Here is a 14,987-nt window from a genome sequence, read left to right as displayed (position 1 = left end):
AAAGCAGTCTTCGAATCCGTCTGACTCCACCCAATACAGGTGCCACGACCTATTAGATTTTTTCTTAGGGCGCTCGCGGTGCATTTTGTTAGCCGGGCTCATTCATTCAATGCTCGCACATGATTGCCATCCGCTATCAAGTAACACTGCACTCCAAGGAGTTAGCCGCCACCCGACCTCGCAGGTCGGTGCGATCCTTTCATCTCTTGGAGGCTGCAGCGTGCAGGGCTGATCAGGTCAGTCAAGGACCGCTCTCCGAGCGGCCGCTGCGCGGCGGCGAAGCCGTCCTTGAGTGACCTGATCAGCCCTGCGATCGTCTCGCCGTGAGATGTAAGGAAGGCTCCATCCTGAAGATGGATCTTCACTCAAACTCGGGATGACGGAGCTAAGGCAGTCTCACCCCGCCTGCGCCGCCGCGAACACCGCCGCCTGATCGTCATAGGCGCGTTGGAAGGCCGGACGCGCCTCCGCCCGCGCGACATAGGCCGCCAGGTTCGGATAGTCTTCCAGCAGGCCGGAGCTGCCCAGCCGGCGCAGCACGCCGACCATCAGCAGATCGCCGGCGCTGAAGTCGCCGTCCAGCCAGTCGGCGTCGCCCAGGCGGTCGGAGAGTTGGCTCAGCCGTGTGCGGACCGCCTGTTCGAGGCCCGCGAGACGGTCGGCGAACCAGGGCTTGTCGCGTTCGAACATCGAGGCCATGCCGTGCTCGACGATCGGCGGCTGCATCGTGGCGTGGGCGGCGAACATCCAGGCGATCGCGCGGGCCCGGGCGTCCGGATCGGCCGGCAACAGGCCCGGATGGCGTTCGGCCAGGTGCAGCACGATGGCGCCCGACTCGAACAGGGCCAGGTCGCCGTCTTCGTAGGTGGGGATCTGGCCGAAGGGCTGGAGCGCCAGGTGCGCGGGCGCCTTCATCTCGGGAAAGGTCACCAGCCGCACGTCGTAGGGAACGCCGAGCTCTTCGAGCGCCCAGCGAACCTGCATGTCGCGCGCGAGGCCCCGGCCGCGGTCGGGGGAGGCTTTGAAGGCGGTGATGGTCGGGGTCATTTTCGGGTCTCCAGCCGCTTGATGTCCCCAGGACGAATGACCCAGGCGCGTCCCGACATTCGGCCGCAATTCTTTCCGAGGCGGAAGCCATCGGCGCCCAGATGAGTCCGTCCATCTTTACGCGGCGCCGCTTCCCCGCTAGAAGCCCCGGCGATGACGTTCCGCGCCACCACGATTATTACCCCGAAAACGACCCGCCTCGGCGGGGCGTGGTCGGGTGCGTGCGCGAACTAGCGAGCATCCCACCAGCCCCGCCGATGCGCGGGGCGGCTCTCACACTCAGAGACCTTCAGCTCCCGCGCCTCCGCACTTTTGAGGAGACGTAGACCCGTGAGCTTCAAGTTTTCCCGATCCAACCCGCCCCGCGTCGGCGTCGTCGGCGCCACCGGCCTCGTCGGCGGCATGATGCGCGAGCTGCTGGCCGAGCGGGACTTCCCGCTGACCGAGCTGCGCCTGTTCGCCTCGGCCCGCTCGGCCGGGACCAAGGTCGACTTCAAGGGCGCCGAGGTCGTGGTCGAGGACGCCTCCACCGCCGACTTCGCCGGCCTGGACATCGTGTTCTTCTCGGCCGGGGGCGGCACGTCGCTGGAGCTGGCCCCGCGCGCGGCGGCGGCGGGCGCGATCGTGATCGACAACTCCTCGGCCTGGCGCGGCGACCCCGACGTCCCGCTGGTGGTGGCCGAGGTCAATCCGCACGCCCTGGCCAACATCCCCAAGGGCATCGTCGCCAATCCCAACTGCACGACCATGGCCGCCATGCCGGTGCTGAAGCCCCTGCACGACCGCGCGGGCCTGAAGCGCCTGACCGTCAGCACCTACCAGGCCGCCTCGGGCGCCGGGGTCGCGGGCATCCAGGTGCTGGCCAGCCAGCTGAACGCCGGCCTGGACGGCGATCTGGAGGGCCTGGCCCGCTCGCCGGACGCCGCGCCCCTGCCCGCGCCGGTCAAGTGGGCGGTTCCCCTGGCCTACAATGTCGTGCCGCTGAACTACCGCGTGGTCGAGGACGGCTACACCGAGGAGGAGGTCAAGCTGCGCGACGAGAGCCGCAAGATCCTCGAGATCCCCGGCCTGCCGGTCAGCGGCACCTGCGTGCGCGTGCCGGTGTTCACCGGCCACTCGCTGTCGATCAACGCCGAGTTCGAGCGTCCGATCTCGGTGGCCGAGGCCACCGCCCTCTTGGCCACCGCGCCGGGCGTGGTGCTGGACGAGGTTCCCAACCCGCTGGCCGCGACGGGCCAGGATCCGGTGTTCGTCGGCCGCCTGCGGCCCGATCCGACCGTCGAGCACGGCCTGGCCCTGTTCGTGGTCGGCGACAACCTGCGCAAGGGCGCGGCGCTGAACGCGGTGCAGATCGCCGAGGTGATGCTGGACCGCTAAAACCTGTCATCCCGGCCAAGCGCGTAGCGCGCCGAGCCGGGACCGCGGCAAGCTCGGAGCTTTCTGCGGTCCCGGCTCTCCGCTTCGCTGCGGCCGGGATGACACGCCTATTTGCGTTTTGAAGTGGGCTCTCGCCCCATCGGCCAGTCCACATCCACCTCCGCCGCCAGGAAGTCGATGAACGCCCGCACCCGCGCCGGCAGCGGCCCGGCGTGGCCGACATAGACGGCGCTGATCGTCTCCAGGTCGCCGGCGTTGAAATCCTCCAGCACCGGGACCAGCCGGCCCGCCACGATATCGTCGGCGATGTGGAAGATCGACAGCCGGGTGATCCCCTGGCCGGCCATGGCCAGACGCGCCGCGCTCTCGCCGTCGCCGACCATGGCCCGGCCGTGGGCGGGATAGCAGACCCGCGCGCCGTCGATCATGAACGGCCACTCGTCGCAGTGACGGGCGAAGTTGAAGACCACCAAATCATGGGCGGCCAGGTCGTCCGGATGGGCCGGCGTCCCGCGCCGGGCCAGGTAGCCCGGCGAGGCGACCAGGGCCATGCGGCTGTCGCCCAGCTTCCTGGCCACCAGCTGGGAGGGCCGCAAGGGCCCGACGCGGATCGCCAGCTCCGCACGTTCGTCCAAGAGATCGATCACCTGGTCCGTCAGGGTGACATCGACCTGCACCTGCGGGTTCAGGTCCATGAACCGCGGAACCAGGGGCAGAAGATGATGCAGGCCGAACGGCACGTTGGAATTGATCCGCAGCCGGCCGCGCGGCACGGCGCAGGCGCTGACCGCGCGCTCGGCCTCGTCCAGATCGGCCAGCACCCGCAAGGCCCGTTCGTGGAAGGTCAGGCCCTCGGCGGTCAGCTGCAGCTTGCGGGTCGAGCGATTGACCAGCCGCGAGCCGAGCCGGGCCTCCAGCCGCGCCACCAGCTTGCTGACCGCCGACGGCGTCATCGACAGGGCCTTGGCGGCGGCCGTGAAGCCGCCCTCCTCCACCACGCGGGCGAAGACCTCCATCTCCCCCGACCGGTTGACGTCCGCCCGCGCCATGATGCCCTCAGATCACAAGTGAAGTTCCTGGCCGCAATCTAATTCATCGAACCGCGCGACGCCATCTGTCGGTCCGCACGCTTCAACGGAGGCCGCCATGCCCCTCGCCCTCTATGCCCTGACCGTCGGCGCCTTCGGCATCGGCGTCACCGAATTCATCATCATGGGCCTGCTGATGCAGGTCGCCGCCGACCTCGGCGTCTCGATCCCCACCGCCGGCCTCTTGATGACCGGCTACGCCCTGGGCGTCTTCGTCGGCGCGCCGATCCTGACCCTGGCCACCCGCCGGCTTCCGAGGAAGACGACCCTGCTGGTGCTGATGGCGATCTTCACGCTCGGCAACGTCCTGGCCGCCATCGCCCCGACCTATGCGGTCCTGATGGGCGCACGGCTGGTCACGGCCCTGGCTCACGGAACCTTCTTCGGGGTCGGCGCGCTGGTCGCCGTCTCCCTCGTCACGCCCGAGCGCAAGGCTTCGGCCATCTCGATCATGTTCACCGGCCTGACCCTGGCCACGCTGCTGGGGGTGCCGTTCGGCGCCTGGCTGGGCCTGGCGTTCGGCTGGCGGGCGGCGTTCTGGGCCGTGGCGGGCGTGGGCCTGCTGGCCTTCGCGGTGCTGGCCGCCCTGGTCCCCCGCGACCACGACAAGATCCAGCCCGCCCCGCTGCGCGAGGAGTTCGCCGTCCTGGCCCGCCCGCAGGTGCAGCTGGGCCTGGCCATGACCGTTCTGGGCTTCGGCGGCGTGTTCGCGGTCTTCACCTATATCCAGCCGATCCTGACCCAACTGGCCGGCTTCTCGAAGGAAGCGGTCTCGCCGATCCTGCTGGTGTTCGGCGCGGGCCTGGTGGCCGGCAACCTGGCGGGCGGCCGTTGGGCCGACAAGGGGCTGAACGCGGCCCTGGTCGGGACCCTGGTGCTGCTGACCCTGGTCATGGGCGCCTCGGCCTTCGCGTTCCACAGTCAGGTCGGAGCCGTGGTCGCCGCCTTCCTGCTGGGCGCGGCCGCCTTCGCCACCGTCTCGCCGCTGCAGATGCGGGTGCTGAGCCAGGCCGGCGGCGCGGGCCAGGGCCTGGCGTCCAGCCTGAACATCGCCGCCTTCAACCTCGGCAACGCGTTCGGCGCCTGGCTGGGCGGGGCGGTGATCGCCCACGGCCCGGGCCTGTCGGCCGTGCCCCTGATCGCCGCCGCCGTGCCGCTGTCGGCCCTGGCCCTGGCAATCCTCAGCCTCTCCCTCGAGCGCCGCGCGCGTCTCGCCCTCGCCTGATCACGGAGCACATCCATGGAATATCGCACGCTGGGCCGCTCCGGCCTGAAGGTCCCCGCCCTGAGCTTCGGCGCCGGCACGTTCGGCGGCCAGGGCCCGCTGTTCAGCGCCTGGGGCGACACCGACGTCGCCGGCGCCCGGCGGATGATCGACATCGCGCTCGACGCCGGCCTGACCCTGTTCGACACCGCCGACGTCTATTCGAACGGCGCGTCGGAAGAGATCCTGGGCGCCGCGCTGGAAGGCCGCCGCGACCAGGCATTGATCTCGACCAAACTGGGCCTTCCGATGGGCGATGGCCCACTGGACGCCGGCGCCGCGCGTCACCGGCTCGCGCGGGGCGTCGAAGCCGCCCTGAAGCGCCTGAGGACCGACCGCATCGACCTGCTGCAACTGCACGCCTTCGACGGGACGACGCCGGTCGAGGAGACCCTGGCCGCGCTGGACGACCTGGTCCGGGCCGGCAAGGTGCTCTATGTCGGCGCGTCCAACTTCGCCGGCTGGGAGCTGATGAAGTCCCTGGCCGCCGCCGATCGCCACGGCTGGCCGCGCTATGTCGCCCACCAGGCCTACTATTCGCTGGTCGGCCGCGACTACGAGTGGGAGCTGATGCCGCTGGGCGCGGACCAAGGCGTCGGGGCCATGGTCTGGAGTCCGCTGGGCTGGGGCCGCCTGACCGGCAAGATCCGCCGCGGCCAGCCGCCGCCGCAGACCAGCCGCCTGCACGAGACCGCCGACTTCGGTCCGCCCGTGGACCAGGAGCGGCTCTACCGCGTCGTCGAAGCCCTCGAGGAGGTCGCCGCCGAGACCGAGAAGACCGTCCCGCAGGTCGCCATCAACTGGCTGCTGCGGCGCCCGACCGTCTCCAGCGTCATCATCGGCGCGCGGACTGAGGACCAGCTGCGCCAGAACCTCGGCGCGGTCGGCTGGAGCCTGACCGCCGACCAGGTCGCGCGGCTGGACGCCGCCAGCGCGGTCACGCCGGCCTATCCCTACTACCCCTACTGGCGGGAAGGCGGCTTTCGGCAGGTCAATCCACCACTGGTCTAGACCTCGGAAACGGCCAAGTTTCCAGCTTCCCGCAAGATGCGGGCGGACGGCGGGCTTCCTATCTGCGAGAACCCGCCCGAAAGGTTTGGACAATGCCGCCCAGTCCCTCGACCGAGAGTCGCTCCGCCTACGCCGCCGGCATCGGTTGCTACGCGCTGTGGGGCTTTCTGCCGCTGTATTTCCACCTGCTGTCGAACCTGGGCGTCACCTCCTGGGAGATGATCGCCCACCGTTCGCTGTGGTCGGTGCTGTGGGCGGCCGGCCTCGTCTTGATCGCCAAGCAGGGCGGCCAGGTCGCGACGGTGCTGCGCCAGCCCAAGACCGTCGGGATCCTGGCGCTGTCGACCCTGGCGATCTTCAGCAACTGGACGATCTACGTCTTCGCCGTCAACGCCGGCCACGTGATCGAGGCCAGCCTCGGCTACTACATCAATCCGTTGATGAACATGGCGGCCGGGGCGCTGCTGTTCCGCGAGCGGATGTCGACCGAGGGCAAGGTCGCGATCGGCTTCGCCGTGGTCGGCGTGGCCATCCAGACCATCGCCCTGGGGCATCTGCCGATCGTCTCGCTGGGCCTGGCCCTGACGTTCTGCGCCTACGGCATCCTGCGCAAGCAGGTCAAGGCCGACGCCCAGACGGGCCTGTTCGTCGAATGCGCCTTCCTGGCCCTGCCCGGCCTGTTCTACGTACTGCACCTGCAGATGAGCGGCCAAGGTCACTTCGGGGCCGGCGCCGGGGTCACCGGGCTGCTGGCCCTGGCGGGGCCCGCCACCGTGGTTCCCTTGGCCCTGTTCGCCTGGTCGGCCCGTCGCCTGCCGCTGTCGGCCGTCGGCTTCCTGCAGTTCATCGCCCCGACCTTGCAGTTCCTGCTGGGCGTGGCGTTCGGCGAGCCGTTCACGCCGCTGCGGGCCCTGTCGTTCGTGTTCATCTGGCTGGGCGTCGCGGCCTTCGCCTATGGCGCGTGGAAGAAGACGCGAGTGCTGGCGCCCGCGACTTAAGGCGCTAGGGTCGTCGCATGACGACCCGACGCTCCGTCCTCGCCGCCGGCGCCGCGTTCGCCTTGGGCGGCGCCACGCCCGATCCCTATGGCGCGCTAGTCGGCGGAGACGGCAACCCGAGCGCGGCCCTGCCGGCCCTGGCCGGCGCCGCGTTCGATCGACGCGGTCCGCGGGTCCAGGTCGCGCGCGGCCAGGCCGACATCGCGACCGGCCGCGCCATGAGCGCCGCCTCGCCGGCGCGCATCGCCTCGATCTCGAAGCTGGTCGCGTCGATGGGCTTCATGACCCTGGTCGAGGGCGGCAAGGTCGGACTGGACGACGACGCCGGCGAGATTCTGGGCTTTGTCTTGCGCCATCCGCGCTTCCCACGGGCGCCGATCACGCCCCAGCGGCTGCTGTCCCATACCAGCGGCCTGCGCAACGGGCCCAGCTATCCCGTCGCCTTCGGCCGCCCGCTGAGCGCGGCCCTGACGCCCGGCGGCGTCCAGTGGGACGATGGCGCCTGGTTCGGGCCGGCCAGCGAGCCGCCCGGCGACTGGTTCGCCTATGCCGACGTCAACTACGCCCTCGTCGCCCAGTTGATCGAAGCCATCAGCGGCGAGCGGTTCGACCGGTTCATGGCCCGGGTCGTGTTCGCGCCCCTGGGCCTGTCGTGCGGCTACAATTGGAGCGGGGTTCCCCAGGCTGTCCGCGATCGCCGCGCCGTTCTCTATCGCAAGGCCCCGTCCGACGACGGCCCATGGGACCCCGAGGGCCCCTGGATCGCCCAGCTGGACGCCGCCGTTCCGCCCGCGCCGAAACCGGCCGTCCGCATCGCGCCCGAAGCGGCCAGCCGGAGTCTCGACAGCTACCGCCCCGGCGAGAACGGCTTCGTTTTCGGCCCGCAGGGCGGGCTGCGCGCCTCGGTCCTGGACCTGGCGGTCATCGGCCGCGTCCTGTTGGCCAAGGGCGCGCCGATCCTGAAGCCCGCGACCTTCGCCGCCATGACCACGCCGAGCTGGCGCTTCGATCCCAGGCGTCCGAATGGCGAGGGCTATGGCGGCCTGATCGCCGCCTATGGCCTGGGCGCACAGACCCTGACAGGCGGGTCCGGCGATAACATCTTCGATGGCTGCGCCGGCTGGATCGGCCACGCCGGCGACGCCTATGGCCTGACCTCCGGCCTCTGGGTCGATCCGATGACCGGACGCGGCGTCGCGTATCTGACCACCGGCCAGGCGGCGCCGCTGAAGGTCAACAAGGGTCGCTCGATGCTGACGCGGCAAGAGGAGCGGCTGGCCCGGCTCCTGGCCGAAGCGCTCTAGGCAGCCGCGCCGCGCCGGGCCATCGTCCCGCCATGACCAAAGCGCCGACTTCCCCCGACGAGACGATCTCGCCCGCGCGCGGCCGGCTGATCCTGGCGGCCACGGTGCTGGGCTCCAGCCTGGCCTTCATCGACGGCTCGGTCGTCAATGTCGCCCTGCCCGCCATCCGCGAGGCGCTGCGCGCGCGGCCCGAAGAGATCCAGTGGATCGTCAACGCCTACCTTCTGCTGCTGGGCTCGCTGGTGTTGATCGGCGGCTCGGCCGGCGACCGGTTCGGCCGGCGCAAGGTGTTCGCCCTGGGGGTGACGGTGTTCGCCACCGCGTCCCTGGCCTGCGCGCTCGCCCCGACCATCGCCCTGCTGATCGCCGCCCGCGCCCTGCAGGGCATCGCCGCCGCCTTCGTGGTGCCCGCCAGCCTGGCCATCCTGGGCGCGTCGTTCGACGAGAAGGCGCGCGGGCCGATGATCGGGGCCTGGGCCGGGTTCGGCGCGGTGACCGGCGCGTTCGGGCCGGTGCTGGGCGGCTGGCTGGTCGACGCGGTGTCGTGGCGCGCCATCTTCCTGATCAACCTGCCGATCGCCGCCGCCACCGTCTGGCTGACCTTGAAGGCCGTGCCCGAGAGCAAGGATCCCGACGTCGATCACCTGGACTGGCGCGGCGCGGTGCTGGCCGCCCTGGGCCTGGGCGCCTTGACCTGGGGCCTGACGGCGGCGGGGGCGCGCGGCTGGCAGAGTCCCGCCGTCTGGACCGCCTTGGTCGCCGGCGCGGCGATCCTGTTCGGCTTTGTCGTGCTGCAGGGCCGCGAGAAGCATCCGATGATGCCGCTATCGCTGTATCGCTCGACCACGTTCAGCGGCGCCAACCTGCTGACCCTGGCGCTGTATTTCGGCCTGACCGGGGCGATGTTCTTCCTGCCCTACGAGCTGATCGCGCATCACGGTTACAGCGCCGCCAAGGCCGGCGCGACCCTGCTGCCGATCTCGGCGGTGATGGGGACACTCTCCGGCGTCGCCGGCCGCGTCGCCAACAAGGTCGGGGCGCGGGCCATGCTGACCGGCGGCCCGATCGTCGCCGGAATCGGCTTCGCCCTGCTGGGCGCGCCATGGCTCGGTAGCGGCTTCTGGACCGGCGTCCTGCCGGGACTGCTGGTCCTGGCCCTGGGCATGACGATCAGCGTCGCGCCGCTGACCAGCACCGTGATGGCGGCCGTGCCCTCGAGCCATTCCGGCGTCGCCTCCGGGATCAACAACGCCGTCGCTCGGGTCGCCGGCCTACTGGCCGTGGCGGTGCTGGGTCTGGTCTATTTCGCGCCCGGCGGCGCGGGCTATCCGTGGGTGATGGGGATCAGCGCCGTGGCGGCGGTGGTCGCCGGTCTCGTCGGCCTGGCGACGATCAGAACCCCAGACCCTAAAACCGATGCGCCACGCCAAGAACCAGCTCCAGGTCCGGCGTCCGACGATTGAGCCCGACATAGGCCGAGGCGTCGAACTGCACGTCGCGCAGACTCCTGGGCGTCCAAGCCGCGGTCAGGTCGAAGCTGGCCTGGGTGACCCGGCCCGAGGGATCGTCGTCGACATCGACCCATAGCTCCGCGCCCAGGTTCACCAGTCCGACCGCGCGGCCGACCCCACCGGCCAGGGCGTAGCCGGCGTGGCGGCCCGCGCCGCTGGCGTTCGGCCGTGCGTCCAATTCGGGGGCGAGGCTCAACGACCAGTCGGCGTTCAGCGGGATCGCGACGGGCGCGATCACCCCGCCCTGCCAAGCGTCGTCGCCGATGCCGTTCGCGCCGGTCGGGGCGATGACGAACGGCTGAACGGCGACCGACAGGCCGTCGCCGGTCGGATTCTTCAACGACCACCGCAGGGCGAGCCCCAGGTCGCCGGCGCCGGAGACCGTCGAGGTCGCGCCGCCGGCCTTGGTTCTCACCCGCTCGCGCGCCGTCCAGGTCAACTGCCCCTCGACCGTCGAGGTCAGGCCCAGACGCAGCTCTAGCCCACCATACGAGACGTCGTCGACGGAACTCCCGCCGCCGCGGCTGAACGCGGCGTCGATCCCGGTCTCGGCCTGGAAGCGTCCGGCGTCCAGGACGCACGGCGGCGAGCCCTTGCCCGGCCGATCGGCGCAGAAGTCCCGGTCTTGAGCGTGGGCGGCGCCGGCGACAGCCAGGGCGGCGATGAAAACCGAGAGACCCGAAGCCTTCATTCCCGCCCCCTTCTTCAATTCTACATCGAGGCGTAAGCCGCCTCGATCAGGCGCACGGCGCGCGGGTCGCCGATCAACGCGTTGCCCTGCTTGTTCATCACGTACGAGCCCGACACGCCGCGCGTCGGATCTGCGAACGCGCACGAACCGCCCCAGCCGGAGTGGCCGAACGCCTCGGCGGTCGGACCGTAGAACATGTTCGGTTCATTGCGCATGAAGCCCGCGCCCCAGCTGATCACATAGGGCAGGACCAGATCCTGGCCGACGATGCGCTGGGTCGTGGCGGCCTTGATCCCGGCCGGGGTGATCAGCGAACGGCCGTCCAGGCCGCCGCCGCTGGCCAGGGCGCCCATCAGCCGGGCCAGGGCCGAGGCGGTGGCGTGGCCGTTGGCCGAGGGAATCTCGACCCGCCGCCATTCGGCCGCGCCCTTGCCGCCCGGCGAGGCCCACGGGGTCATGAAGGCGGCCTTCACCGCGGCGTTGATCTCGCCGAACGCTGGCAGGGCGGTCGGGCGCATCAGCTCGGCGACGCGGCCGTGCTCGCTGTCGGGCAGGCCGATCCAGATATCCAGGCCCAGGGGCCTGGCGATATCCTCGCGCAGCGCCGTTCCCATGGTCCGGCCGTCGACGCGGCGGAAGATCTCGCCGGCGATGTAGCCGAAGGTCAGAGGGTGGTAGCCGCTGGCCGAGCCGATCGGGAACAGAGGGGCCATGGCCGCCAGCTTGGCGCAGGTGGCGTCCCAGTCGAACCAGATGGCGGGGTCGGTCTCGTCCGGGAAGCCGGACAGCCCCGCCTGGTGCGACAGAGCCTGCTCGACCGTGACCGCCTGCTTGCCGGCCTGGGCGAATTCGGGCCAAACGTCGGCGACGGGCTGGTCGTAGGCCAGCCGGCCCTCGTCCACCAGCCGCGCGACCAGCAGGGCCGCCACGGCCTTGGTGGTCGAGAACAGGGCCGTCAGGGTGTCGGGGCCGAACGCGACCTCGCGCTTGCGATCGGCGAAGCCGCCCATCAGGTCGACGACGATCTCGCCGTCGATGGCGAAGGCGAAGCGGGCGCCCAGTTCGCCGTTGTTTTCGAAGTTCGCCTCGAACGCCTCGCGGACGCGGGCGAAGCGGTCGGGGCAGAGGCCGGTGATGTCCGTCATGGCTAGACCAAGCGCTCCCCTAAGCAAGCCGCTCGATGCGCACGGTCGGCGAGGTCTGCTTGATCCGCGCGCCCATGGCCACGATCGGCAGCTCCGGCGCGTTCCAGATGTTGGCGGCCGTGACCGTCTCGGCGACGCCGCCGACGGCGCGGGCCAGGCCGTACGAGAAGGTTTGCCCTTCCAGGATCGAGGCGGCGTAGAGCGCGGTCAGCAGGTCGCCGGTGCCGTTGGGCGAACGCTCGGACTTGGCGTGGGCGGCCAGCCAGGCTTCCTTCTTGTCGGCGAGCACGGCGCCGATCTCGGCCCCGCGCTGGACCGACGAAACCAGGGTCGTCTTGCCCAGCAGGCGGGCGGCCTTCATGGCCGAGACCGGATCGCGGGCGTCTGTCCCGGTCAGCTTTTGCAGCTCCCAGGAATTGCAGGCCACGACGTCGGCGCGGGGGATCAGGTCGGCGATGATCGCCTCCGCGGTGTCGGCCGGGATGTAGAGGCCCTTGCCGGCGTCGCCCATGGTCGGATCGACGATGACGACGGGCTTGCGCGTGGCCGCGCCCTGGCGGGGACTCTCGCGCACGGCGTCGATCACCCGCGCGGCGGCCCGGACCTGGGCGGCGGTGGCGAAGTAGCCGGTGATGACCAGGTCGACCAGGCCGAACAGGCCGTTGGCCTCGATGCCGTCCAGCATGCCCTCGAACACCTCGATCGGCACGGGCGCGCCGCCGGGCAGGCCCCAGCCGGGATGGCGGCCGTACAGCACGGTCGGCACGACCATCGAGTCGATGCGGAACTGCGCCAGGGCGGTGGCTTGGGCCGTCGCGCCCACCTGGCTGCCGGCGACGTGGCTGGAGATGATCAAGGCTAACGGCATGGCAAAGCGATTAGCCGAGCATTGCGGACTTGAATAGGGCGGTTTCGCGAGGGAGCCGAAAAGAGAAAGGCCCACCGTCGCCGGCGGGCCTTTCCTTTGAAAAATCAGACAATTCCGTAACGGAAACGTCGCTCTTTATAGCGACGCGGCCGACAGGAACCTAGTAGCGGTAGTGGTCCGGCTTGAACGGGCCGGCTTCCGGCACGCCGATGTAGTCGGCCTGGTCCTTGCGCAGGGTGGTCAGCTTCGCGCCCAGCTTTTCCAGGTGCAGGAAGGCGACCTTTTCGTCCAGGTGCTTGGGCAGGGTGTAGACCTGGTTCTCGTACTTGGCCTTGTTGGTCCACAGCTCGATCTGGGCCAGGGTCTGGTTGGTGAACGAGGCCGACATCACGAACGAGGGGTGGCCCGTGGCGTTGCCCAGGTTCACCAGGCGGCCTTCCGACAGCACGATCAGCTTCTTGCCGTCCGGGAATTCCACGTGGTGGACCTGCGGCTTGATCTCGTCCCACTTGAAGTTGCGCAGGCCGGCGATCTGAATTTCGGAGTCGAAGTGGCCGATGTTGCAGACGATGGCGTTGTTTTTCATCTTCCGCATGTCTTCGACGGTGATGACGTCCTTGTTGCCCGTCGCCGTCACGAAGATGTCGGCCTTGTCGGCGACGTCGTTCAGGGTCTGGACCTCGTAGCCTTCCATCGCCGCCTGCAAGGCGCAGATCGGGTCGACCTCGGTGACGATCACGCGGGCGCCGCCTTGGCGCAGCGAGGCGGCCGAGCCCTTGCCCACGTCGCCGTAGCCGCAGACCACCGCGACCTTACCCGACAGCATGACGTCGGTGCCGCGACGGATCGCGTCGACCAGCGATTCCCGGCAGCCATAGAGGTTGTCGAACTTCGACTTGGTGACGCTGTCGTTGACGTTGATGGCCGGGAACGGCAGTTCGCCCTTCTGGGCCATCTGGTACAGGCGGTGGACGCCCGTGGTGGTCTCTTCCGAGACGCCCGTGATGGCCGCGCGGATGGCCGAGTAGAAGCCCGGCTTCTCGGCCAGGTACTTCTTCATCACCGCGTAGAGGGCTTCTTCTTCCTCGTTCTGCGGATTGTTCAGGATCGAGGGATCCTTCTCGGCCTTCGGGCCCAGCACGCAGAGCAGGGTGGCGTCGCCGCCGTCGTCCAGGATCAGGTTCGGATAGCCGCCATCGTGCCACTCGAAGATCTTGTGGGCGTATTCCCAGTACTCGACCAGGTTCTCGCCCTTGAAGGCGAAGACCGGGATGTTGGCGGCGGCGATGGCGGCCGCGGCGTGGTCCTGGGTCGAGAAGATGTTGCACGAGGCCCAGCGGACCTCGGCGCCCAGCGCCGTCAGCGTCTCGATCAGCACGGCGGTCTGGATGGTCATGTGCAGGCTGCCGGCGATGCGGGCGCCCTTGAGGATCTGTTGCGGACCGTATTCGGCGCGCGTGGCCATCAGGCCCGGCATCTCGGTCTCGGCGATGGCGATTTCCTTGCGGCCGTAATCGGCGAGCGAGATGTCCTTGACGATGTAGTCGGCCACGGTCGGCTCCTGCGGTCGGTGTGTCGTGAAAATGAATTGTCTTGGGGCCGGCTTATACAGGGCCGAGCCCTTCCGAGCAATTAACGCATAAAGATATCTTTATGTCCGATGCCCTAGCGGGCGCGGAACATCGTGACCCAGAAGTCCCGCGGCAGTCCCCGACAGATCTGTAGCTCGCTGCGCTCGACCAGGACGAAACCCTTGCCGGTCCAGGCGTGGGTCGTCGACTCGCCGCAGTCGGCCACGCCCCGGGCCTTGGCGTAGGCATAGAGCTTCTGGGCGGCGGTGTCGTAAACGGCGTTGGTCGCCATGGCGCGCGCGTTGGCGTCGCCTTTGCCGCCAAGGTCGGCTAGGCGGACATGGCCGCCCCGTTCGTCGGTCAGCACCAGGGCCGAGGCGATCTGATAGGCGCCGACCCAGCAGGGGACGACCCACAGCACCACGCCGCGCGACAGCCGGTACGCGGTCGGGATCTCCGGCGTATCGACCTGACAGTCGAGCGCCTTGATCCGCGCCCTCACGGCGGCGGGCGGCGTATCGGCCAGGCCGGCCTGGCTCACCGGCTTGGCGGCGCGGATCACCGGCGCCAGAGGCGGCGCGGGCACGGCCGAGGCCGGGGCTGGCCCTCTGGCGACAAGCGCGGTGACCCCGCCGGCCCGCTTCTGGCGGTCGTCGATCCAGCGTAGGGCGGCCGAGGCGCCGGCCAGCGATATGGTGACGACCGTCCGCTCGCCCGCCTTCGCCTCCAGGGCCTTACCGCGCACGATCGCCGCCAGCAGGGCCGGCGTCTGGGCCTCGGAAATTCGCCAGCCGCGATCGTCGTCTTCCGCGCCCTCGGGCGGCTGGGTACGCGCCACGATCTCGCCGTCCACCGCCAGGGCCAGCGGCCCGGAGACCCCCTTGGCCAAATCGGCCGAGATGTTCAGGTCCAGTTCGGCGGCCGCGTCGGCTTGGGCCTCGCGGCGCAGGCGCAGGACGACGCCATACTGATCGCCCGACGGGAAGCCATAGCCCGTGCAGGCCCGAACGTTGTCGCAGGTGACCCACCAGTCGCCATAGACCACATCGGCCCGAGCCGGCGCGGCGATCGCCAGCAGCGCGGCGACGAGAACCGCGACCGGCCGGAGCATC

13 protein-coding genes are annotated in these 14,987 nt (G+C 69.9%); 6 read left to right on the top strand and 7 right to left on the bottom strand.

The window, feature by feature from the left end; all coding sequences use genetic code 11:
- Nucleotides 1–396: 396 nt before the first annotated feature.
- Nucleotides 397–1,047 carry a glutathione S-transferase family protein gene (locus ABIC66_RS16460; protein ID WP_354071361.1) on the bottom strand — a complete coding sequence of 217 codons (651 nt, stop codon included), beginning with the start codon at nucleotides 1,045–1,047 and terminating at the stop codon, nucleotides 397–399.
- Nucleotides 1,048–1,377: 330 nt separating this feature from the next.
- Here ABIC66_RS16460 and ABIC66_RS16455 point away from each other — a divergent pair, with 330 nt between their 5' ends.
- Nucleotides 1,378–2,424 (top strand): aspartate-semialdehyde dehydrogenase, encoded by a 1,047-nt coding sequence (locus tag ABIC66_RS16455; protein ID WP_354071360.1) that lies wholly within the window; start codon nucleotides 1,378–1,380, stop codon nucleotides 2,422–2,424.
- A 107-nt stretch (nucleotides 2,425–2,531) separates the two neighbouring features.
- Here the strand turns inward: ABIC66_RS16455 and ABIC66_RS16450 are convergent, their stop codons facing one another.
- Nucleotides 2,532–3,473, bottom strand: coding sequence for a LysR family transcriptional regulator (locus ABIC66_RS16450; RefSeq protein ID WP_354071359.1), 942 nt, complete (start codon nucleotides 3,471–3,473; stop codon nucleotides 2,532–2,534).
- A 97-nt stretch (nucleotides 3,474–3,570) separates the two neighbouring features.
- Here ABIC66_RS16450 and ABIC66_RS16445 point away from each other — a divergent pair, with 97 nt between their 5' ends.
- The 5 genes from ABIC66_RS16445 to ABIC66_RS16425 all read left to right on the top strand — a co-directional run bounded on the left by ABIC66_RS16445 (nucleotide 3,571) and on the right by ABIC66_RS16425 (nucleotide 9,552).
- A complete protein-coding gene (locus ABIC66_RS16445) occupies nucleotides 3,571–4,737 on the top strand; it encodes an MFS transporter (protein WP_354071358.1) in 1,167 nt (388 codons plus the stop codon).
- Nucleotides 4,738–4,752: 15 nt separating this feature from the next.
- Nucleotides 4,753–5,787 (top strand): aldo/keto reductase, encoded by a 1,035-nt coding sequence (locus tag ABIC66_RS16440; RefSeq protein WP_354071357.1) that lies wholly within the window; start codon nucleotides 4,753–4,755, stop codon nucleotides 5,785–5,787.
- A 92-nt stretch (nucleotides 5,788–5,879) separates the two neighbouring features.
- Nucleotides 5,880–6,785 (top strand): EamA family transporter RarD, encoded by a 906-nt coding sequence (gene rarD, locus ABIC66_RS16435; protein ID WP_354071356.1) that lies wholly within the window; start codon nucleotides 5,880–5,882, stop codon nucleotides 6,783–6,785.
- 17 nt (nucleotides 6,786–6,802) lie between these two features.
- Nucleotides 6,803–8,089 (top strand): serine hydrolase domain-containing protein, encoded by a 1,287-nt coding sequence (locus ABIC66_RS16430; protein ID WP_354071355.1) that lies wholly within the window; start codon nucleotides 6,803–6,805, stop codon nucleotides 8,087–8,089.
- Nucleotides 8,090–8,121: 32 nt separating this feature from the next.
- Nucleotides 8,122–9,552, top strand: coding sequence for an MFS transporter (locus tag ABIC66_RS16425; protein WP_354071354.1), 1,431 nt, complete (start codon nucleotides 8,122–8,124; stop codon nucleotides 9,550–9,552).
- Here ABIC66_RS16425 and ABIC66_RS16420 read toward each other — a convergent pair.
- The 5 genes from ABIC66_RS16420 to ABIC66_RS16400 all read right to left on the bottom strand — a co-directional run bounded on the left by ABIC66_RS16420 (nucleotide 9,497) and on the right by ABIC66_RS16400 (nucleotide 14,986).
- On the bottom strand, nucleotides 9,497–10,291 hold the full coding sequence (locus ABIC66_RS16420; RefSeq protein WP_354071353.1) for a transporter: 795 nt from the start codon (nucleotides 10,289–10,291) through the stop codon (nucleotides 9,497–9,499). The genes ABIC66_RS16425 and ABIC66_RS16420 overlap by 56 nt on opposite strands.
- Nucleotides 10,292–10,311: 20 nt before the next feature.
- Nucleotides 10,312–11,436, bottom strand: coding sequence for a serine hydrolase domain-containing protein (locus tag ABIC66_RS16415; RefSeq protein ID WP_354071352.1), 1,125 nt, complete (start codon nucleotides 11,434–11,436; stop codon nucleotides 10,312–10,314).
- 19 nt (nucleotides 11,437–11,455) lie between these two features.
- Nucleotides 11,456–12,304 (bottom strand): bifunctional hydroxymethylpyrimidine kinase/phosphomethylpyrimidine kinase, encoded by an 849-nt coding sequence (locus ABIC66_RS16410; protein WP_354071351.1) that lies wholly within the window; start codon nucleotides 12,302–12,304, stop codon nucleotides 11,456–11,458.
- 160 nt (nucleotides 12,305–12,464) lie between these two features.
- Entirely contained in the window at nucleotides 12,465–13,856 is a 1,392-nt protein-coding gene (ahcY, locus tag ABIC66_RS16405) for an adenosylhomocysteinase (protein ID WP_354071350.1), read from the bottom strand.
- A gap of 113 nt (nucleotides 13,857–13,969) precedes the next feature.
- Nucleotides 13,970–14,986 carry a DUF1176 domain-containing protein gene (locus ABIC66_RS16400; protein WP_354071349.1) on the bottom strand — a complete coding sequence of 339 codons (1,017 nt, stop codon included), beginning with the start codon at nucleotides 14,984–14,986 and terminating at the stop codon, nucleotides 13,970–13,972.
- Nucleotide 14,987: the final 1 nt, after the last annotated feature.

Origin of the sequence: Caulobacter sp. 1776 (genome assembly GCF_040545685.1) — a bacterium.
Lineage (GTDB): Bacteria > Pseudomonadota > Alphaproteobacteria > Caulobacterales > Caulobacteraceae > Caulobacter.
The sequence above is the reverse complement of the archived record's forward strand: the minus strand, read 5'-3'. Positions and strand labels throughout refer to the sequence as shown.

Excerpts from the sequence above, each read along its gene's own strand:
- ABIC66_RS16400 (WP_354071349.1), bottom strand. The coding sequence starts at position 14,986 with ATGCTCCGGCCGGTCGCGGTTCTCGTCGCCGCGCTGCTGGCGATCGCC.
- rarD (WP_354071356.1), top strand. The coding sequence starts at position 5,880 with ATGCCGCCCAGTCCCTCGACCGAGAGTCGCTCCGCCTACGCCGCCGGC.
- ABIC66_RS16450 (WP_354071359.1), bottom strand. The coding sequence starts at position 3,473 with ATGGCGCGGGCGGACGTCAACCGGTCGGGGGAGATGGAGGTCTTCGCC.
- ABIC66_RS16425 (WP_354071354.1), top strand. The coding sequence starts at position 8,122 with ATGACCAAAGCGCCGACTTCCCCCGACGAGACGATCTCGCCCGCGCGC.
- ABIC66_RS16415 (WP_354071352.1), bottom strand. The coding sequence starts at position 11,436 with ATGACGGACATCACCGGCCTCTGCCCCGACCGCTTCGCCCGCGTCCGC.
- ABIC66_RS16420 (WP_354071353.1), bottom strand. The coding sequence starts at position 10,291 with ATGAAGGCTTCGGGTCTCTCGGTTTTCATCGCCGCCCTGGCTGTCGCC.
- ABIC66_RS16445 (WP_354071358.1), top strand. The coding sequence starts at position 3,571 with ATGCCCCTCGCCCTCTATGCCCTGACCGTCGGCGCCTTCGGCATCGGC.
- ABIC66_RS16440 (WP_354071357.1), top strand. The coding sequence starts at position 4,753 with ATGGAATATCGCACGCTGGGCCGCTCCGGCCTGAAGGTCCCCGCCCTG.
- ABIC66_RS16460 (WP_354071361.1), bottom strand. The coding sequence starts at position 1,047 with ATGACCCCGACCATCACCGCCTTCAAAGCCTCCCCCGACCGCGGCCGG.
- ABIC66_RS16430 (WP_354071355.1), top strand. The coding sequence starts at position 6,803 with ATGACGACCCGACGCTCCGTCCTCGCCGCCGGCGCCGCGTTCGCCTTG.
- ABIC66_RS16410 (WP_354071351.1), bottom strand. The coding sequence starts at position 12,304 with ATGCCGTTAGCCTTGATCATCTCCAGCCACGTCGCCGGCAGCCAGGTG.